16 protein-coding genes are annotated in these 19,344 nt (G+C 72.4%); 8 read left to right on the forward strand and 8 right to left on the reverse strand.

The features are described from left to right. Positions 1–2: 2 nt before the first annotated feature. Positions 3–344, reverse strand: coding sequence for an SAV_915 family protein (locus OG206_RS29375; RefSeq protein WP_327121390.1), 342 nt, complete (start codon positions 342–344; stop codon positions 3–5). Positions 345–588: 244 nt separating this feature from the next. Between OG206_RS29375 and OG206_RS29380 the strand changes: the two genes are divergently transcribed. Both OG206_RS29380 and OG206_RS29385 read left to right on the forward strand, forming a co-directional pair. After that, a complete protein-coding gene (locus OG206_RS29380; protein ID WP_327121392.1) occupies positions 589–1,161 on the forward strand; it encodes a TetR/AcrR family transcriptional regulator in 573 nt (190 codons plus the stop codon). Between the two features lie 57 nt (positions 1,162–1,218). After that, positions 1,219–2,418 carry a GDSL-type esterase/lipase family protein gene (locus tag OG206_RS29385; protein ID WP_327121394.1) on the forward strand — a complete coding sequence of 400 codons (1,200 nt, stop codon included), beginning with the start codon at positions 1,219–1,221 and terminating at the stop codon, positions 2,416–2,418. Between the two features lie 145 nt (positions 2,419–2,563). Here the strand turns inward: OG206_RS29385 and OG206_RS29390 are convergent, their stop codons facing one another. The 7 genes from OG206_RS29390 to OG206_RS29420 all read right to left on the reverse strand — a co-directional run bounded on the left by OG206_RS29390 (position 2,564) and on the right by OG206_RS29420 (position 10,770). After that, positions 2,564–2,992 (reverse strand): hypothetical protein, encoded by a 429-nt coding sequence (locus tag OG206_RS29390; RefSeq protein ID WP_327121396.1) that lies wholly within the window; start codon positions 2,990–2,992, stop codon positions 2,564–2,566. Positions 2,993–3,102: 110 nt separating this feature from the next. After that, a complete protein-coding gene (locus OG206_RS29395; protein WP_327121399.1) occupies positions 3,103–4,314 on the reverse strand; it encodes a phospholipase D-like domain-containing protein in 1,212 nt (403 codons plus the stop codon). 390 nt (positions 4,315–4,704) lie between these two features. Further along, on the reverse strand, positions 4,705–6,150 hold the full coding sequence (locus OG206_RS29400) for a glyceraldehyde-3-phosphate dehydrogenase (protein ID WP_327121401.1): 1,446 nt from the start codon (positions 6,148–6,150) through the stop codon (positions 4,705–4,707). Between the two features lie 58 nt (positions 6,151–6,208). After that, positions 6,209–6,853 carry a MarR family winged helix-turn-helix transcriptional regulator gene (locus OG206_RS29405; RefSeq protein ID WP_327121403.1) on the reverse strand — a complete coding sequence of 215 codons (645 nt, stop codon included), beginning with the start codon at positions 6,851–6,853 and terminating at the stop codon, positions 6,209–6,211. A 189-nt stretch (positions 6,854–7,042) separates the two neighbouring features. Next, on the reverse strand, positions 7,043–8,698 hold the full coding sequence (locus OG206_RS29410; RefSeq protein ID WP_327121405.1) for an FAD-dependent oxidoreductase: 1,656 nt from the start codon (positions 8,696–8,698) through the stop codon (positions 7,043–7,045). 9 nt (positions 8,699–8,707) lie between these two features. Beyond that, positions 8,708–9,622: an AurF N-oxygenase family protein gene (locus tag OG206_RS29415; protein ID WP_327121407.1), complete on the reverse strand. Its 915-nt coding sequence runs from the start codon at positions 9,620–9,622 to the stop codon at positions 8,708–8,710. Between the two features lie 260 nt (positions 9,623–9,882). Next, complete coding sequence (locus OG206_RS29420) at positions 9,883–10,770, reverse strand: UbiA family prenyltransferase (protein WP_442805914.1); 888 nt, start codon at positions 10,768–10,770, stop codon at positions 9,883–9,885. 120 nt (positions 10,771–10,890) lie between these two features. Between OG206_RS29420 and OG206_RS29425 the strand changes: the two genes are divergently transcribed. The 6 genes from OG206_RS29425 to OG206_RS29450 all read left to right on the forward strand — a co-directional run bounded on the left by OG206_RS29425 (position 10,891) and on the right by OG206_RS29450 (position 19,326). Continuing rightward, complete coding sequence (locus OG206_RS29425) at positions 10,891–11,949, forward strand: type III polyketide synthase (RefSeq protein WP_327121409.1); 1,059 nt, start codon at positions 10,891–10,893, stop codon at positions 11,947–11,949. A gap of 13 nt (positions 11,950–11,962) precedes the next feature. Next, the gene (locus OG206_RS29430; RefSeq protein WP_327121411.1) at positions 11,963–12,490 is read left to right on the forward strand and encodes an isoprenylcysteine carboxyl methyltransferase family protein; all 528 of its coding nucleotides are present in this window, start codon (positions 11,963–11,965) and stop codon (positions 12,488–12,490) included. Beyond that, positions 12,487–13,500: an NAD(P)/FAD-dependent oxidoreductase gene (locus OG206_RS29435; protein ID WP_327121413.1), complete on the forward strand. Its 1,014-nt coding sequence runs from the start codon at positions 12,487–12,489 to the stop codon at positions 13,498–13,500. Before OG206_RS29430 ends, OG206_RS29435 begins: the two co-directional genes overlap by 4 nt. A gap of 134 nt (positions 13,501–13,634) precedes the next feature. Continuing rightward, a complete protein-coding gene (locus tag OG206_RS29440; protein ID WP_327122438.1) occupies positions 13,635–14,324 on the forward strand; it encodes a YqjF family protein in 690 nt (229 codons plus the stop codon). 121 nt (positions 14,325–14,445) lie between these two features. Next, positions 14,446–16,563, forward strand: coding sequence for an MMPL family transporter (locus OG206_RS29445; RefSeq protein WP_327121415.1), 2,118 nt, complete (start codon positions 14,446–14,448; stop codon positions 16,561–16,563). Positions 16,564–16,641: 78 nt separating this feature from the next. Beyond that, positions 16,642–19,326 carry a SpoIIE family protein phosphatase gene (locus OG206_RS29450; RefSeq protein ID WP_327121417.1) on the forward strand — a complete coding sequence of 895 codons (2,685 nt, stop codon included), beginning with the start codon at positions 16,642–16,644 and terminating at the stop codon, positions 19,324–19,326. The last annotated feature ends 18 nt before the right edge of the window (positions 19,327–19,344 follow it).

The following is a 19,344-nucleotide window of genomic DNA, read 5'->3' on the forward strand; positions in this document are numbered from 1 at the left end:
GTTCAGGCGGTACGGGCCGGCGCGCGGCCCGGCCGAGGCGTGGAGGCGGTGACCACCGCAGGAGCCGACAGAGTCGGGTCGACCGTCACCAGGTGCGCCCCGAGGGGTTCGCACAGGGTGCGCAGCAGCGCTTCCGAGAGCCGGACGTACGCCTGGCCGCGGCCGAGGGTCGCCTCCAGGCGAGCCGCACTCGTGAAGCCGACGGCCGTACGGATGCCCAAGGGCGTGCGGAACAGCCGTACGGCCGCCTCCGTGCCCCTTCCCGGCCGGACGGGCACGTGGAGGGGCCCGGCCGGGAGCGGTTCCTCGGGCTCGGGTTCGCTTTCGTACGAGATCAGGCACATGGCTTCTCCTGGGGGTGGGTGGCGGGTGGCGGCACCCGGAGCGAGAGGTGATCCGAGGCGCGCCACCGAAGCTATCCCCGGCCCGAGGCTCTCCGGGACGGCCCCTGACAGCTCCTTGACGCGGGGGGTCCGTGTCCATACAGGTCACTGACAGGGGGTGCGCCCCCGCGCGATGAGAGCTTAGGCATTTGCCTAGGAGTACTAGGCAGATGCATAATCGAGGTCATCGACGAGGGTGGTGCCCATGGTGCGTGCAGGACTGACAGCGGAACGACTGGCGCAGGCCGGAGCCGAACTTGCCGACGAGGCCGGGTTCGACAAGGTCACCGTCGCGGCACTCGCCCGGCGGTTCGGCGTCAAGGACGCGAGTCTGTACTCGCACGTGAAGAGCTCCCAGGACCTCAAGACCAGGATCGCCCTCCTGGCGCTGGCGGAACTCGCGGACCGCGTCGCCGCGGCGCTGGCCGGGCGGGCCGGCAAGGACGCCCTGGAGGCGTTCGCGAACGCCTACCGCGACTACGCCCGGGAGCACCCGGGCCGTTACGCCGCGGCGCAGCTCCGGCTGTCCTCCGAGGCCGCGGCCGCCAGTGCGGGAGTCAGGCACGCACAGATGACGCGGGCGATCCTGCGCGGCTACGACCTGACGGAGCCGGACCAGACACACGCCGTCAGGCTGCTGGGCAGCGTCTTCCACGGCTACATCAGCCTGGAGAGCGGCGGGAGCTTCAGCCACAGCTCGCCCGGGACGCAGGAGACCTGGGTGCGGGTCCTGGACGCGCTGGACGCCCTGCTGCGGAACTGGCCCACGGCCCCCTGACACCGGCCGGCCCCCTCGAACCCCACCAGCCATGCGCGACCGGACAGGCGGCACAGAATGCACCCCCACCACGACGGCACGCAGGGTGAGTTGACGGAGATTCCGCTCACCGGACAACTCCTGCGTGGCTTCAGCGAGCTGGAGAGCACGGAGCGCGGCCTGCTGCCGCACCGTCTCCCCGCCCGGGCCCGAACCCGGAACACCGACGCGCAGCTCGCCCTGGCCGAGGCACAGCCGTCCGGGGTGCGGCTCGCACTGCGTACCCGTGCCACCGTCCTGGAGCTCGACACCCTGCCGACCAAGCGGGCCTACGTGGGCGCACCGCCCAGGCCGGACGGTGTCTATGACCTGCTCGTCGACGGCACCTTCGCCGGCAGCACCACGGTGGCCGGCGGAGACGTCCTGACCATCGACATGACCACGGGATCGGCCGAGGTCCGGCCGGGGGACGCGGGCACCGCCCGCTTCGCCGGACTGGCCCCCGGCATGAAGGACGTGGAGATCTGGCTCCCGCACAACGAGACGACCCGACTGGTCGCCCTGCGCGCGAACGCCCCCGTCGAGCCGATCCCGGCCGGGAGCCGCAAGGTGTGGCTGCACCACGGGAGTTCGATCAGCCAGGGATCCGACGCCGCGAGCCCGACGGCGACCTGGCCCGCCCGCGCCGCCGCTCTCGGCGGGGTGGAGCTGATCAACCTCGGGCTCGGGGGCAGCGCCCTGCTCGACCCGTTCACCGCCCGGGCGCTCAGCGACACCCCGGCCGACCGGATCAGCGTCAAGATCGGCATCAACCTGGTCAACACCGACCTGATGCGCCTCCGCGCCTTCACACCGGCCGTCCACGGATTCCTCGACACCGTCCGCGAAGGGCACCCGGCCACACCGCTCCTGGTCGTCTCACCGGTCCTGTGCCCCATTCACGAGGACACGCCCGGTCCGAGCGCTCCCGACTTCACCGCGCTCGGCGAGGGCAGGCTGCGCTTCCGCGCGGCGGGCGATCCGGCGGAGACCGCCGCCGGGAAGCTCACCCTGACCGTCGTCAGGGACGAACTGGCGCGCATCGTCGAGCAGCGTGCGGCGGAGGACCCCCACCTGTACTACCTCGACGGCCGCGAGCTCTACGGCGAGGCGGACCACGCCGAACTTCCGCTGCCCGACGGACTCCACCCCGACGCCGCCACACACCTGCGCATGGGCGAGCGGTTCGCGTCGCTGGTGTTCGCCGCCGACGGCCCGTTCGCGGCCTCAGGCGACTGATCCGGTCCTCCCGCCGGCGCCGTACCCGACCGGAGCACGCCCCGGCCGTCGAGTACGTCCGACCGTCGAGCACGGCCGGCCGGAACGGAGCCTCTCGTCCGGATCAGCCGGGCTCCGGTCCTGTCGGCCTCTACCTGGCCTTCCGTCATTGAGGACGCCCCAATGCCCAGCCCGACACGTCGGCCAGCCGCCCGCGCCACAGGGGAAGCCCCAGCGACCCCGTGCCACCGAACAGCAGTGTCGCGTCCCGGAGATGGATCCAGCGCGGCAGCTGGGAGGACCCCTCGTCGGCCCCCAGCTCCCGGATTCCCTGGTCGACGGTCTCCGGGAACTCCGCGATGAGGTTCGCGCCCTCGCCCTCGACCTGGCGCAGACTCCTGGCCCAGTCCGCCTTCCACGCCTCGTGCCCGATCACGTCGCCGTGCAGGACGCCGCCGGTCAGGGTGAGGGTGATGGGGAGGCTGGAACGCATCTCCCTGTCCAGCAACTGGATGAGAAGCTGCAGTTGCAGGTCGGGCACGGGCTCCGTCGTCACCGCGGTCGCACCCGACTGTGCTTCGACAGACTCGATCATGACTCCACTCCCTCTCGCCCGTTGAACAGCAGGTGAAGGCCCGTATGCCCCGCGCGCGGGCCGCCACACCCCGGCGGCCGGGTGACCTGGCGAGCCGAGGCCCGGCCGCCTCAGAGCCAGCGGCGGATCGGCAGGATCGCGGCCTCCCGCACCCGCTGGCCCACGGAGCGGCGCTTCCAGCGGCCCTCCTCGATGAGCACGCTTCGCTGCAGGTCCTCCTCGAAGTGCTCGTCGAGGGTCGCGGTGAAGGCCGGGTCCAGGACGGTGAGCATCACTTCCTCGTCGTGGTCGAGGGAGCGGCGGTTGAAGTTGGTCGACCCGATGAGCGAGGCCACGCCGTCCACCGTGAGCGCCTTCGTGTGGAGCATGGTGGGCTGGTACTCGTAGATCTTCACGCCGCAGGCGGTGAGGTCCTCGTAGTGGTGCTGCCCGGCCAGCTGGCACACCCGCTTGTCGGTGTGCGGGCCGGGCAGCAGGATCTCCACGGTGACACCGCGCCGGGCGGTGGCACACAGCAGCTCGACGAAATACGTGTCGGGCGCGAAGTACGCCGTCGTCAGGCGCACCCGCTCCTCGGCGGACTCCAGCACGACACGGAGCAGGGTCTGCATGTCCTGCCAGCCGAAGCTGGCCGAACCCCGCACCACCTGCACGACGGCGTCGCCGTGGTGCGTGGCGTCGACGAACCGGTCCCGGTCGGTGAACAACTCGTCATGGCACTCGGCCCAGTTCTGGGCGAACGCGGCGGCCAGGCCGTCCACGGCGGGCCCCCGCACCTGGACATGGGTGTCGCGCCACTCACGCTCGTTGCGGGCGTCGCCGCACCACTCCTCGGCGATCCCCACCCCGCCCGTGAACGCCGTCCGCTCGTCGGTGATGAGGACCTTGCGGTGGCAGCGGTGGTTCTGCTTCAGCGGCGAGAGGTACAGCGGCTTGCGGAACCACGCCACCTCCACCCCGGCGTCCTCCATCATCCCCAGCTGGTCCTTCTCGATCAGCCGGCTCCCGAACCCGTCGAGCAGCAGCCGCACCCGCACACCCGCACGCGCCCGCTCCGACAACGCCTCCGCGAAGTCCCTCGCTATGTCACCGCGCCAGTACACGAACGTCATCATGTCCACGGTGTGCTCGGCACCACGGATCGCACCCAGCATCGCGGCGAAGATCTCGTCCCCGTTGCGCAGGGGGACCACCTCGTTGCCCTCGGTGGCCGCGATGCCGATGAGGCGTTCCAGCCGTCGCCGGAGCCGTCGGGTGCGCTCGGTGTGGAGCGCGTTGCCGGATCTGGAGGGGGTGGACTTCTCGTCTATGTGGCTCGTCATCTCTCACCTGGTCGACGGGGGTGTGGGCAGGGCGACTACTCCCAGGCTTTCCGGGCAAGGGCCGGGGGCGGTCCACTCCACCCCCTGTCCCGAGCGGGGCCGGTCATGCCCCGCGCCGGGCGTGTACCGCGTCACTCCGGTCGGGTCGTGGGGACGGCGGCGGCACAGCCCGCGCCTGAGCCGCGCCCGGATGTCCGACGAGGATGGGAACGAGGGCTCCTGCCCGTCGCGAGCCTCACGGCACGCTGGGGGGAGACCCCTCACACCGGCACGGGGTAGGCGATCCGGGCTCGCACCGACGCGGCGCGGTGTGCCGGCGCTGCTCCCTCCGCCCGGCACGGCCGACGGCCCCCGGCACGTGCCGGGGGCCGTCGGCCGTGCCGGGCGGGGTCAGACCGCCGGAGCCGGGTAGGTCGGGTACTCCACGCCGGAGACGTGCTGGACGACCCGGATGACCTGGGAGGAGTAGCCGAACTCGTTGTCGTACCAGAGGTAGAGGATCGCGTTGTCGCCCTCCACCTTCGTCGCGCCCGCGTCGACGATCGAGGCGTGGCGCGAGCCGATGAAGTCGCTGGAGACCGCGTCGGGAGCGGTGATGAAGTCGATCTGCCGCCTCAGCGGCGAGGTCAGCGACACGTTGCGGAGGTAGTCGAGGACCTCCTGGCGGTCGGTGCCGCGGGCGAGCTGCAGGTTGAGGATCGCGATGGAGACGTCCGGCACCGGCACGCGGATCGAACTGCCCGTGATCGTGGCGGCGAGGTCGGGCAGGGCCTTCGTGACGGCCGACGCCGCGCCCGTCTCGGTGATCACCATGTTGAGGGGCGCCGAGCGGCCGCGGCGGTCGGAGTCGTGGTAATTGTCCAGCAGGTTCTGGTCGTTGGTGAACGAGTGGACGGTCTCCACGTGTCCGCGCAGCACGCCGTACTCGTCGGCCATCGCCTTCAACGGCGGCACGATCGCGTTGGTGGTGCAGGAGGCGCAGGAGATGATCTGCTCGTCCGGCTTGATCGTCTCGTGGTTGACGCCGTGGACGATGTTGGGGACGTCGCCCTTGCCCGGTGCGGTCAGTACGACCTTCGCGATGCCGGGGAGCAGGTGCTTGGACAGGCCCTCGCGGTCGCGCCAGCGGCCGGTGTTGTCGATGAGGATGGCGTCCTTGATCCCGTGCGCCGTGTAGTCCACGGTCGTCGGGTCGTCGGAGTAGATCACCTGGATCTCGTTGCCGTTGGCGATGATCCGGTTGTTCGCCTCGTCGACGGTGATGGTGCCCTGGAACTGGCCGTGGATCGAGTCGCGGCGCAGCAGGGAGGCGCGCTTGACGATGTCCTGCCCGGCTCCCCGGCGTACGACGATGGCACGCAGCCGCAGGCCGTTGCCCGAGCCGGTCTTCTCGATGAGCAGGCGGGCCAGGAGGCGGCCGATGCGGCCGAAGCCGTAGAGGACGACGTCACGCGACTCGCGGCGCTCGGTCTTGTTGGCGCCGGTGGCGCCGGCGACGGCTTCGGCGGTGAAGTCCTCGACCGACAGGCCGTGGTCGTCGCTCCGGTAGGTCGCGGCGAGCATTCCGAGGTCGATCTGGGACGGGCCGAGGTCGAGGGCGCTCAGCGCGCGCAGGAAGGGCAGCGTCTCGGTGACCGAGAGCTCCTCGCCGGCTATCTGCCGGGCGAAGCGGTGCGTCTTGAGGATGCTGACCACCGACTTGTTCACCAGGGAGCGGCTGTGGAGCAGGATCGTCACGTCCCGCTCCCGGTGCAGCTTCCCGATGATCGGGATCATCGACTCCGCGATCTCCTCACGGGTCTTCCAATTGGTGAACGAGTCCTCGGTGGCAGTCACAAGTCCATCTTTCGAGCTAGGCGGTGCTCATATGTTAACCGCACGTGAAAACGCTCGTTCACTCGGTGCCGCCCCCGGCTGCGGCGCGGGGCTTCCGCCCTGTCTTGACCGGGTTCCCGATGGGGCTCGGCCCGTGGCCGAGGGGCGAGCGCGGTCGGCCTGCGGTGACGTCGAGGGCCGTGCCCGCCCTGTCGTGCTCGAGGCGCGCGTGCACGCGGCGGAGCAGGAGGGCGAAGCACTCGCGCTCGTCCGTGGTCAGCGGGGCGAGCAACTCCGACTCGGCCGCCGCGATGTCTGCGTTCAGTGCGGTCAGGGCGCACCTGCCCGCCTGCGTCAGTGTGACCTCGATCCGGCGGCGGTCGGAGGGGTCGCGGGCGCACTCGACGTATCCGGCACGGTCGAGATCGGTGACCGTTCTGGCGAGGTCGCTCTGATTCATGTCCAGCCGTGAGGCGAGATCACCCTTGGACACCCGGCCGGCGCCCTCCAGCATGGCCAGGATGGTGAGATGCCAGAGTCGCAGCCCGTGGGCCGACAGCCGCTCGGTGAGTCTGCGGCGTGCGGCCTTGCCCGCGGCGTACATGAGGTAGGCGTTCAGGTCGAGCACGCTCGGGGGTGCCGCGGGGGGTGGCGGGCCGGGCCTTCCTGGGGCCTGGGGGGCCGGTATGTCGCGTTCCGTCCCGGGGGAGGCCGGCTGGGGCATGGTTCTTCCTCCTCGGACACCGCGATGCGGCTCGCGTGCTTCGTAAAGCAAGCCTAACCTTAGTGTGCAATGAGGTTTATCCTGAACGGAGTTGATGTCACGTCACCCGCCGAAGGGGAATGCGGTCCGGCCCGCCGACTGTGTCGGCGGGCCGGAGGACGGCAGGGAGCGGTGCAGGCGGGGAGGGGGTCAGCTCGCCGCCCTCCGGCGGCCCTTCGCCGCCGCGACGAGTTCGGAAGTCGTCGCAAGTTTCAGCCTGGGGCGTCCGTCCCGGCGTCCCAGGGCCAGTTCGGTCCGCTCGATCCGCGCCAGGCCGCGGGCGTCCACGATCTCGCGGTTACGGCGCCGGGCAAGCCGCTGGAAGGCCTTCGCCCCGTGTTCCGGTGGGGCCAGTGTGCCCCCGACGGCGTCCTCCAGCAGGGCGCCGACCGTCTCGGCGGCGCACGTCCTGTTGGCGCCGATGCCACCCGAAGGGCCGCGCTTGATCCATCCCACGACGTACGTCCCCGGTCGGTCCGTCACCCTGCCCGCCACATGCGGAACGGTGCCGCTCGCCTCGTCGAACGGCAGGCCTGCGAGCGCGACCCCGCGCTGGCCGACGGCACTCAGCAGCATTCCGGCCGGGATCTCCCGGGCCCCCATGCCGCTCCTGGCCTCCGTGACCCGCACACCGGTGACGGTGCCGTCGCCCAGTGCCTCCAGCGGCGAGGAGTGGAAGCGGAACACGATGCGACGCCCCGCGGACGGCGGGAGCGACCAGTCCACCCGCTCGCGCGCGACACCGGTCAGCAGCGCGGCCCGTTCCCCGGGAGGGGCCGCATCGATCGCGGCACCCACCCTCGGGTCGTGGTCGTCCACGACCAGGTCCACGCCCGGCAGATGCTTCAGCGCGAGCAGCTCCGACCTCGTGTACGCCGCGTCCTCGGGACCGCGCCGCCCGAGCACCACCACCTCGCGCACGGCGCCGGCTCGCAGGGCGTGGAGTGCGTGGCCCGCGATGTCACCGGCGGCGAGGGCGGCGGGGTCCGAGACCAGGATCCTCGCCACGTCCAGGGCGACGTTTCCGTTGCCGGCCACGACGACCCGCTCCGCGGACAGGTCGATCGCGTCCGCGGCGACGTCCGGGTGGGCGTTGTACCAGGAGACGAACGTCGAGGCGCAGACGCTGCCGGGCAGGTCCTCGCCCGGTATCCCCAGCCGGCGGCCTGCCGGCGCGCCGACCGCGTAGATCACCGCGTCGTGGTGGGACGCCAGTTCCGCGGGGGTGATGTCCCGGCCGACCTCCAGGCCGAGGTGCATGCGTACCCGGGGGTGGGTGTGGAAGCGGGCGAAGGCGTCGCCGGCCTTCCGGGTCGGCCGGTGGTCGGGCGCCACGCCGTAGCGGATCAGGCCGCCCGCGACGGGCAGCCGGTCGATCAGCGTCACTTCGGCACCCGTGTGCAGCAGCAGGTCCTCGGCGGCGTACATCCCCGCCGGTCCCGTGCCGACCACCGCGACCCGGAGCGGGCCGAAGTCCGACGGCAGACTGCGCTCGAAGGACGGCCCGCCCCACACGTGGAAGTTCGGCCCTCCGGGCGCCGCCGCCGGCTCACGGCCCGCGAAGTAGGCCGCGTTGAGGGGGCCGTACTCCCGCTGCGCGGCGGGCAGGGCATCCGTCGGGAAGACCGCGTCCACCGGGCAGGCGTCGGCGCAGGCGCCGCAGTCGATACAGGACTTCGGGTCGATGTACAGCATCTCCGTCCGGCCGAAGTCGGCTTCGTCCGGCGTCGGATGGATGCAGTTCACGGGGCACACCGAGACACAGGTGGCGTCGCTGCAGCACGTCTGGGTGATGGCGTAGGTCATGTCGTCCGCTCAGATCAGGTGGGCACGCTTGTAGAACACCAGGGCGGGCTTGGTGAGCAGGCGGGCGGACGCCAGGAAGTCCATCAGTCCCGAACAGCTCGACCGCATCATCGACTTGTGGTGTTCGTTGGTCTTCGCCTCGCCGAGGGCGCGCTCCGGGTCGAGTCCCGCGTTGGCGTAGACGTCCTTGTTGACCATGCTCGTGACGATGACGTACGAGGCGATGGCGATGACCAGCGCATTGATACGGCGTCGCACGGGCCCCGCGCCGCTCAGGTGCTTGCGGGTCTCCGCGCGGGCGAACTTCATGTGGCGGGACTCCTCGACGACATGGATGTTGTTGATCGTGCGGACGAAGGGCACGACCCTCTCGTCCCGCATCCAGTCGCGCTGCATGACGTCGAGGACCTCCTCGGCGACGAGGATCGCCGCGTACGCCGCCTCGCCGAACGCGAGTGTCTTGAAGGCCCGTCCCAGCTCCACCGCGACACGGCGCGGACGGTAGGCGGGGGCGCCGAGCTTCTGCGCGCCGCGGGCGAACATGATCGAGTGCCGGCACTCCTCGGCTATCTCGGTCAGCGCCCACTGGACGTCCGTGCTCGTCGGGTCCTTCGCGTAGACGTCACGCAGGATCATCTGCTGCAGGATCATCTCGAACCAGATGCCGGTGCTCGCGACCGACGCGGCTTCCTGACGCGTGAGTTCCGTGCGCTGCGCCTGGGTCAGCTCCGCCCAGTAGGCGGTGCCGTACAGGGTGCTCCACTCCGGGCTCGCGCCGTGGTACGCCTTGTCCAGCGGGGTGTCCCAGTCGACCTCGGTGGCGGGGTCGTAGGCGAGCGTCGCCGCGGATTCGAGCAGACGGCGGGTGAGGTCGTTCTCGGGGGGCCGGTCCTGCGCGTCCGGCCGGACGGTGCTGCTTGCCATGGTGCGGCTCCTCGGTTCGTCAGCGATGTTCCTTGGCGCTGTCACAGCGTGGTCGGGGGACGGGCCGTCATGTGCCGTACCCGGGTGGAGGCATGGCGGCAGGGTCGGGCGAGGGGCTGGGCGCGGGCCTCGCCCGGCCGCCTTCCGTCCCGCTTGTTAGACGCAAGGTATAGCAAGGACTCCCGGCGGGCCTACCCCCCAGTAAGAAATGTGAGCGCATCACCGCCGCATCTCCGGGCGGCGCGGCGTCCGTGGACCCGTCACGCGATTCCCGAACCGCGGGCCAGGAGCAGCGCGACATCCGCCGAGGCCACGACGACCGTCCCGGCCAGCGCGGCCTTGCGCCGGGTCCCGTCGCGGCGCGGAGCGGCTCCCGCGGCCGTCGCCACCGTCCCGCAGAGCGCGACGGCCGCGAGTGCGACGACGCTCGGCCCTCCAGGGCCGCCAGGAGGGCCGAACACCAGCACCGCGGTGGCCGCGACGAGGGGCACGGGCAGCAGCAGCCTGCTGCGGACCGGCCCCCAGCGCTGGGGAAGGCCGCGGACGCCCGCCCTCAGATCGTCCTCGATGTCGGGCAGCACGTCGCCCAGGTGGGCCGCAACCCCCAGCAGAGCGCCCGCCGACACCACCCACCAGGCGGGCGGGGCGCCGCCGGGCATGCTCAGGGTGACCAGGCAGGGAAGGGCGGCGAAGCCGATCGCGTAGGGAAGCCAGGACAGCGCCGTCGCCTTCAGTCTCAGGTTGTACGCCCAGGCCGCCGCCACCCCGGTCAGATGCGCCGCACCCGCCGCCACACCGCATGCGAGCGACAGCGCCACGCACAGGAGGAGGGCGGCGGACGCCGCTCCCCACACCGCCCTCCGGCTCACCGCCCCCTGGGCGACGGGCTTTCCAGGGCGGCGGGCGTCGGCGTCGCGCCGGGCGTCGAACGCGTCGTTGCACCAGCCCACGGAGAGCTGCCCGGCCAGCACCGCCGAGGCGACCAGCAGGCAACGGCTGCCGCTCAGACCGGAACTGACGGCCAGTACGGCGATCAGCGCGGTCACCGCGCAGGAGGGCCCCGGATGGCAGGACAGCAGAAGCCCCCGCGCTGCGCCCGGCGGACGCACGACGGTGGCGGACGCCGCTGCCCCGTCCGTGGTGTCCACCCGGTGATCCTAGACAGTCCGGGGTGCTACGAACACGGCTGCCACGAACCGCAATGTGCGTTGTTTTACCCCGGTATGCCGTCAGGATGTGGTCATGACCTTTCCGAAGCGGGGGCCGGCATGACCCGGATCGTGGCCGTTCACGGGGTCCTGCCGCCGTACCGCCACACCCAGCGGGAGGTCACCGACATGACGGCGCGTACCTGTCTGCCCCCGGGGGCGGACAGGCGCCTGCTCGACCGCATCCACGCGAACGCGGGAGTGCGCACCAGGAACACCGTGCTGCCCCTGGAGCGCTACGCCGGCCTGGACGGTTTCGGGGCGGCGAACGACGTGTTCATCGGCGCCGCCGTCGAGCTGGGAGCAGAGGCGATCCGGGGTGCGCTGCGCAAGGCGGGGCTGCGTCCCGCCGACGTGGACCTCCTCATGTTCACCTCCGTCACCGGGATCGCGGCCCCCTCCGTCGACGCACGGCTCGTCGGGCGCCTCGGCCTGCGGCCCGACGTGAAGCGGCTCCCCGTCTTCGGGCTCGGCTGTGTCGCAGGGGCCGCAGGGGTCGCCCGGCTGCACGACTACCTGCTCGGCCGGCCGGGGCAGGTGGCCGTGCTCCTCTCGGTCGAGCTCTGCTCCCTCACCTTCCAGCGGGACGACCCGTCGCCCGCCAACCTGGTCGCCACAGGACTGTTCGGGGACGGTGCGGCGGCCGCGGTCCTCGTCGGCGGCGACCACGCGGCTCCCGCGGACGGACCCGAGGTGCTGGACACCCGCAGCCGCCTCTACCCGGACACCGGCCACATCATGGGGTGGGACATCCGCGAGTCCGGCTTCACCGTCGTGCTGGACCCCGCCGTCCCCGACGTCGTACGCCGCTATCTCGCCGAGGACGTCGGCGCCTTCCTGGAGCAGCACGGGCTGAAACCGAAGGACATCGCCCGCTGGGTCTGCCACCCCGGAGGCCCCAAGGTCCTGGAGGCGGTCACCGAGGCGCTGTCCCTGCCCGAGGGGGCCCTGGACGTCACCCGTCGTGCGCTGGCCGAGACCGGCAACCTCTCGTCGTCATCGGTCCTGCACGTCCTGCGCGACACCATGGAACAGCGCAGGCCCGAGCCCGGTTCGCCCGGGCTGCTGCTGGCCATGGGCCCCGGCTTCTGCTGCGAACTGGTGCTGCTGCGCTGGTAGTCCGGAGGGACACATGATCTGGTACACGGCCCTGGTGGCGGCCGTCGCGGCCGAACGCCTCGCCGAGCTGGGGCTCGCCCTGCGCAACGCGCGCTGGAGCCTCGCGCGGGGCGGCACGGAAGCCGGTCGCGGCCACTACCCGGCGATGGTCGCCCTCCACACCGGGCTGCTCGCCGCCTGCCTCGCAGAGACCTGGCGGGCGGACCGCGCCTTCGTCCCGTGGCTCGGCTGGACCATGGTGGCGGTGGTGGCCGCCGCGCAGGGGCTGCGCTGGTGGTGCATCCGCACGCTGGGCCGGCGCTGGAACACCCGGGTCATCGTCGTCCCCGGTCTCCCGCTGGTGACGGACGGGCCCTACCGGCTGCTCCGCCACCCCAACTACGTGGCGGTCGCGGCCGAAGGGGCCGCCCTGCCACTGGTGCACGGCGCCTGGGTGACCGCCGTCCTGTTCACCGTGCTCAACGCGGCCCTCATGGCCGTACGCATCCGGTGCGAGGACGACGCCCTCGCGCGCCTCGCGGAAGCCGGGGTGCGCGCGTGATCGACATCCTGGTCGCGGGCGGCGGACCGGCCGGTCTCGCGGCCGCCATCCGGGCGGCGGCGGCCGGCCTGGAGGCCGTGGTGGTGGAGCCCCGCGCCGTACCCGTGGACAAGGCCTGCGGCGAGGGCATCATGCCCAGCGGGGTGGCGGCCCTGAAGGCGCTGGGAGTCACCCCTGCCGGCCGGGAACTCCGGGGGATCCGGTACGTCCAGGGCGCCCGGCGCGCCGAGGCGCGCTTCCGCGGGAGCTCCGGGCTCGGCGTGCGGCGGACCGCACTGCACCTCGCGCTGCACCGCCGCGCGGCGGAGCTCGGGGTGCGTTTCGTCGCCGGCCGGGTGGACGGGGTGCGACAGGGGGAGGACCGCGTCACGGCGGCCGGCCTGACGGCCCGCTGGCTGATCGCCGCCGACGGACTCCACTCGCCCACGCGCCGCGCACTCGGACTCGAACGCGCCCCCGCCCCACCACGCCGGTACGGACTGCGCCGCCACTACCGGGTCGCGCCCTGGACCGACTTCGTCGAGGTGCACTGGTCCCCGCACGGCGAGGCGTACGTGACCCCCGTCGGAGACGGACTGGTCGGGGTCGCCGTGCTCAGCGGTCGACGCCGCTCCCACGAGGATCACCTCGACGCGTTCCCCGCACTGGCCCGTGCGCTGCGCGGACTGGAGGACGGCGCCGTGCGCGGCGCGGGCCCTCTGCGCCGGACCGTCAGCACGCCGGGAGCGGGCCGGGTCCTGCTCGTCGGTGACGCGGCCGGGTACGTCGACGCCCTCACCGGTGAGGGCGTCGCCCTCGCGGCGGCGACCGCCTCGGCGGCGGTGGACTGCCTCGTCGCGGGCCGGCCCGACGCGTACCCCGCACAGTGGGCCCGGCTGACCCGCCGTCATCGCCTGCTCACCCGGGCGCTGGTGGGTCTGGCGCGCCGCCCGGTCACCGCCCGGATGATCGTGCCCGCCGCCCAGCGCCTGCCCCCGCTCTTCGGCGCCGCCGTGCGCGCGCTGCAGTGAGGCGTTCGCCGGGCGCGCCGTCCGGGTCGTCGCTGCCGCCGCCGCGCACACCGCGACGGCTCTGCCATTCTGGGTGGGTGCCGCCCACCTCCCGTACCCCGCAGGCCGTCACCCCCGATCCGCCGGACCCGGCCATGAGACCGCTGATGACGCAGTCCTGGCTGGACCTCGCGTTCCTGCACTGGGCCGCCGACCCGGCCGACGTGGCGCCGCTGCTCCCCGCGGGGACCGAACCGGACACCCTGGACGGCGTCACCTACGTCGGACTGGTCGCCTTCCGCATGTACCGCGTCGGATGGCTGCGTCTGCCCGGCATCCCCTACCTCGGCACCTTCCCCGAGACCAACGTCCGGCTCTACTCGCGGGACGCGCATGGCCGGCGCGGGGTGGTCTTCCGCTCGCTCGACGCCTCGCGCCTGATCCCCGTGGCCGTCGCCCGTGCCACGTTCCGGCTCCCGTACGTCTGGTCCCGCATGGCGATCCGGCGCGAGGGCGACACACTCACCTACACCAGCAGGCGGCTGGCCCCCGGCCCCCGGGGCGCCCACAGCCGGATCGTCCTGCGCACCGGCGATCGCATCCGCACCCCCAGCGCACTCGAACACTTCGTGACGGCACGCTGGGGCATGCACAGCACCTTCCACGGACGCACGATGTACCTCCCGAACGCCCATCCCCGCTGGCCTCTGCACCGTGCGCACCTCGTCGCGTGCGACGAGGACCTCGTGGCGGCCGCAGGACTTCCCGCACCGGCCGGGCAGCCGCAGAGCGTGCTGTACTCGCCCGGCGTCCCGGTGCGCTTCGGGCGCCCGGCCCGTCCGTAGCGGACGCCGATGGTCCGACCGTGGCCCGCGGGCGCCGTCCACGGCATGTCGCCGTCCCGGCCGCCCGGGCCCCTTCTACTCTCGCCGCCACGGCACAGGAAGACGAAGGGGCGGGAGCGGCATGCAGGGAGTGGCCCGGCTGTTGTGCGGACGCCGCACCAAATGGCTCGTCGTCCTGTTCTGGATCATCATCCTCGTCCTGGCCGCTCCGCTCGCCGGGAAACTCACGGGAGCCCAGGACAACGACGCCGCGTCCTGGCTGCCGAGCAGCGCCGAGTCCACCCGGGTCTGGGAGGAGTCCAAGGAGTTCAGGCCCGAGGTCATCACGGCTGTCGTCGTGTACGCGCGTGACGGCGGCCTGACCGGCGCCGACCGGGCCCGGATCGCCGAGGACGAGCGGCAGCTCACGGCCCTGCGGGCCCACGGTGTGCGCGGCCAGGAGGTCCGCGGGCCCCTCTACGACCGGAAGACCGAGCCCGCCGCGGCCCAGATCTTCGTACCGATCACGATGGACGAGAAGGGATGGGAGCGGATCGGTCCCGCCGTCGACTCCGTACGGGATGTCGTGGGGAGCGGCGGAGGAGGGCTCGCCGTTCACATCTCCGGGCCCGGCGGAGTCGCCGCCGACTCGGCCGACGCGTTCTCCGGCATCGACTCGACCCTGCTGCTCGCCGCGCTCGGCGTCGTCATCGTCATGCTGCTGATCACCTACCGGAGCCCGACGCTGCTGGTGCTGCCCGTGGTCTCGGTGGTCGCGGCCCTCCTCACCGCGCAGGCCCTGATCTACCTCCTCGCGGCTCACGCGGGCCTCACGGTCAACGGGCAGAGCGCCGGCATCCTGACCGTCCTGGTCTTCGGCGCGGGCACCGACTACGCCCTGCTCCTCGTCGCCCGTTACCGCGAGGAGCTGCGGCGCCACGAGGACCGCCACGAGGCCATGGCCCGTGCGCTGCACCGCGCGGGGCCCGCCGTGCTGGCGAGCAGCGGCACCGTGGTGCTGAGCATGCTCGTCCTGCTGGCCGCCGAGATGAACTCGACCCGCGGCCTCGGGCCGGTGGCCGCGATCGGCGTGGCCGTCGCCCTCATCGCCATGCTCACGCTGCTGCCTGCTCTGCTGGTGATCTTCGGGCGGTGGGTCTTCTGGCCGGCCGTCCCGCACCACGGCACACCCGAGCCCACCGAGCGCGGATTCTGGGCGCGGACCGGGCGGCGGCTCGCCGCGCACCCGCGAAGGTACTGGGTGGCCACGGCCCTGGCGCTGGCGGTGCTGTCCCTCGGACTCCTCCAGTTGCGCGCGGCGGGTCTCAGCAATGCCGACTCCTTCCCCGACAAGCCGGACTCCGTCTCCGGACAGGAGGTCCAGAACCGGTACTTCCCGGCCGGGAGCGGCAGTCCGCTCGTCGTGATCGCGGCGGCCGGCCGGAGTACCGAGGTGCGGGCAGCCGTCCAGGGGACCCGGGGCGTCGTACCGGGATCCCTCGTCGTGCCGCCCGGCGCCCGCCCGGTGCAGGACGGCCGTGCCATCTTCGAGGCCACCCTCACCGACGCCGCGGACAGCGACCGGGCCGAGCGGACCGTCGAGCGGGTCAGGGGGGCCGTCCACGGGATTCCGGGCGCGGACGCGCTGGTGGGCGGTGACACGGCGGCCGCGCTCGACATGGACGCCGCCACCCGCCACGACAATCTGCTGATCATCCCGCTGGTGCTGCTGGTCGTACTGATCATCCTGGCACTGGTGCTGCGCGCCCTGCTGGCGCCCCTGCTCCTGGTCGCGACGGTGGTCCTGTCCTTCGCCGCCGCGCTCGGCATCAGCGCGCTCGCCTTCCGCCACGTCTTCGGCTACGCGGGGGAGACGACGGACTTCCCCCTCTTCGTGTTCGTGTTCCTGGTGGCACTCGGCATCGACTACAACATCTTCCTGACCACGCGGATCCGCGAGGAGGCCCTGCACCAGGGCACCCGGGCGGGGGTGGTGACAGGGCTCGCCGCCACCGGGGCGGTCATCACCTCCGCCGGACTCGTCCTGGCGGGCACCTTCGCGGCACTCGGCACCCTTCCCGTGGTCGCCTTCGCGGAGATCGGCTTCACGGTGGCCCTGGGCGTGCTCCTGGACACCTTCGTCGTGCGGTCGGTCCTGGTCACCGCCCTCTTCCTGGACATCGGCCCGCGCGTGTGGTGGCCGCACCGGATGGCCCGGGAGGACGGCTCGGCGGGGCCGGAGCCGGCTCCCGCCCCGTGACCGTCTCCGGCCGCCGTGGCCGCCCGGCCCGCCGCGCACGGCTCGCCCGGCGTATGGCCAGGGTGTAGAAAGGGGGGCATGGCCGGACGCGACGGCCGCCCGCGTTCGTTTCTCGGCATGAGAAGCCTCGCCGGTCAGGTCTTTCTCCTCCAAGTGGCGATCGTGGTGTTGCTCGTCGCAGCCGCCGTGGCCGCACTCGTGCTGCAGTCCCGCGCGGACAGCGAGCGCGAGGCCCGCAACCGCTCGGTCGCCGTAGCCGAGACCTTCGCGAACTCCCCGGGCATGGAAGCCGCCCTGAACAGCCCCGATCCCACCGCGGTGCTCCAGCCGAAGGCGGAAGCCGCGCGCAAGGGCTCCGGGGTCGACTTCATCGTCGTACTCAACCGGGACGCCATCCGCTTCACGCACCCCCTGCCCGACCGCATCGGCAAGAAGTTCGTCGGCGAGGTCGGGCCGGCACTGGACGGCCGTGTCGTCACCGAGAGGATCACCGGGACCATCGGGCCGCTGGTCCAGGCCGTCGTCCCCGTGTTCGGAGCCGACGGCAAGGTGATCGGTCTGGTGTCCGCCGGGATCACCATCAAGAGCGTCAGCGGGGTGGCCGACAACCAGTTCCCCCTCCTGTTCGGCTCGGCCGCCGGGATCCTGCTCCTCACCATGGGGGGTACGGCGCTCGTCACCCGGCGGCTGCGACGCCAGACCCACGGCCTCGGCCCGACCGAGATGACCCGGATGTACGAGCACCACGACGCCGTTCTGCATTCCGTGCGGGAGGGCGTGGTCATCGTCAGCGGCGACGGGCGGCTGCTGCTGGCGAACGACGAGGCACGAAGGCTTCTGGCCCTGCCCCCGGACGCGGACGGCAAGCCCGTCACGGACCTCGGTCTCGACCAGGTCACCACGGGTCTGCTGGCCTCGGGACGCACCGCGACCGACGAGGTGTACTCCGTCGGCGACAGGCTCCTCGCCGTCAGCCAGCGCACCACCGACAGGGACGGAGGTCCGCCGGGCAGCGTGACGACCCTCCGCGACACCACGGAACTGCAGGCCCTGTCCGGCAAGGCCGCCATGGCCCGCGGACGGCTCAAACTGCTCTACGACGCGGGCACGGAGATCGGCACCGCGCTGGACGTCATCCGGACCTGCGAGGAACTGGCCGACTTCGCCACCGCCAGATTCGCCGACTACGCCACCGTCGACCTCGCCGAGGCCGTCCTGCGCGGCGAGGAGCCGACGGCGGCCGGCGCGACCTCCCGCGGACTGCGGCGGTCCGCCTTCAGCGGACCCCGCGACGACACCGGACTCCACCCGCTGGGCTCGGTGGTCCGCTTCCTGCCGAACACGGACCTCGGGGCGGGTCTCCTCAGGGGCGAGGCGGTCCTCGTACCCGACCTGGCACAGCACTCCGGCTGGCAGCAGCACGACCCGGAGCGCGGCGCCCGGATCGTCGAATGCGGCCTCCACTCGCTGATCGCCGTCCCCATGCGGGCCAGGGGCGTGATCCTGGGAGTGGCGATGTTCTGGCGGGCCGAGCGGCCCGAACCGTTCGAGGACGAGGACCTGTCGGTCGCCGAGGAACTGGTGGCCCGCGCGGCGGTGAGCATCGACAACGCACGCCGCTACTCGCGCGAGCACAACGTCGCGGTCACTCTGCAGCGCAGCCTGCTGCCGCGCGGACTCCCCGACCAGACCGCCATCGACGCGGCCTACCGGTACCTGCCCGCGCAGGCCGGCCTGGGCGGGCTCGGCGGTGTCGGCGGCGACTGGTTCGACATCATCCCGCTGCCCGGCGCCCGGGTCGCGCTCGTGGTCGGCGACGTCGTGGGGCACGGCCTCCACGCGGCAGCCACGATGGGGCGCCTGCGCACGGCGGTCCACAACTTCTCCACCCTGGACCTGCCGCCGGACGAGCTGCTGTGGCACCTGGACGAACTGGTCGCCCGGATCGACCAGGACGAGTCGGCCGACGGCTCCGCGGGCGGCGGCGTCACCGGTGCCACCTGCCTCTACGCGATCTACGACCCGGTGTCCGGACGCTGCAGCATGGCGCGGGCCGGCCACCTCCAGCCCGTGGTCGTCAGCCCCGAGGGCGACGCGCGGTTCGCCGACGTGCCCGGTGGGCCCCCGCTGGGGCTGGGCGGCATGCCCTTCGAGACCCTCGACGTGCAGCTCGCCGAGAACAGCCGGCTGGTGCTCTACACGGACGGACTCGTCGAGGACCGGCACCGTGACATCGACGAAGGACTGGAGCTCCTGCGCTCCACGCTGGCCGGGCATCCCGAGCGGACTCCGGAGGAGACCTGCGAGGTCGTCCTGCGCACCCTGGTGCCCGCCCGCGCCCGCGACGACGTCGCGCTGCTCGTCGGCAGTACCCGCCGGATGGCCCCCGAGAACGTGGCGGAGTGGGAGGTGCCGTCCGATCCCTCGGCAGTCGCCCGGGTACGCGCCGACGTGTCCCGCAAGCTCACCGAGTGGGAGCTGGCCGAGGAGGCCTTCACGACCGAGCTGATCCTCAGTGAACTGGTCACCAACTCGATCCGCTACGCCACCGGCCCCATCGGCGTACGGCTGCTCCGAGACCGGACGCTGATCTGCGAGGTGTCCGACCGCAGCAGCACCTCCCCCCACCTGCGCCAGGCGGCCAGCACGGACGAAGGGGGCCGGGGGCTCTTCCTCGTCGCTCAGCTGGCGGAGCGCTGGGGCACCCGCTACACGGACGACGGGGGCAAGGTCATCTGGACCGAGCAGCTCCTGCAGCCGTAGGGCCCTCGGCCGGATCGT

The sequence above is a fragment of the Streptomyces sp. NBC_01341 genome (genome assembly GCF_035946055.1).
Lineage (GTDB): Bacteria > Actinomycetota > Actinomycetes > Streptomycetales > Streptomycetaceae > Streptomyces.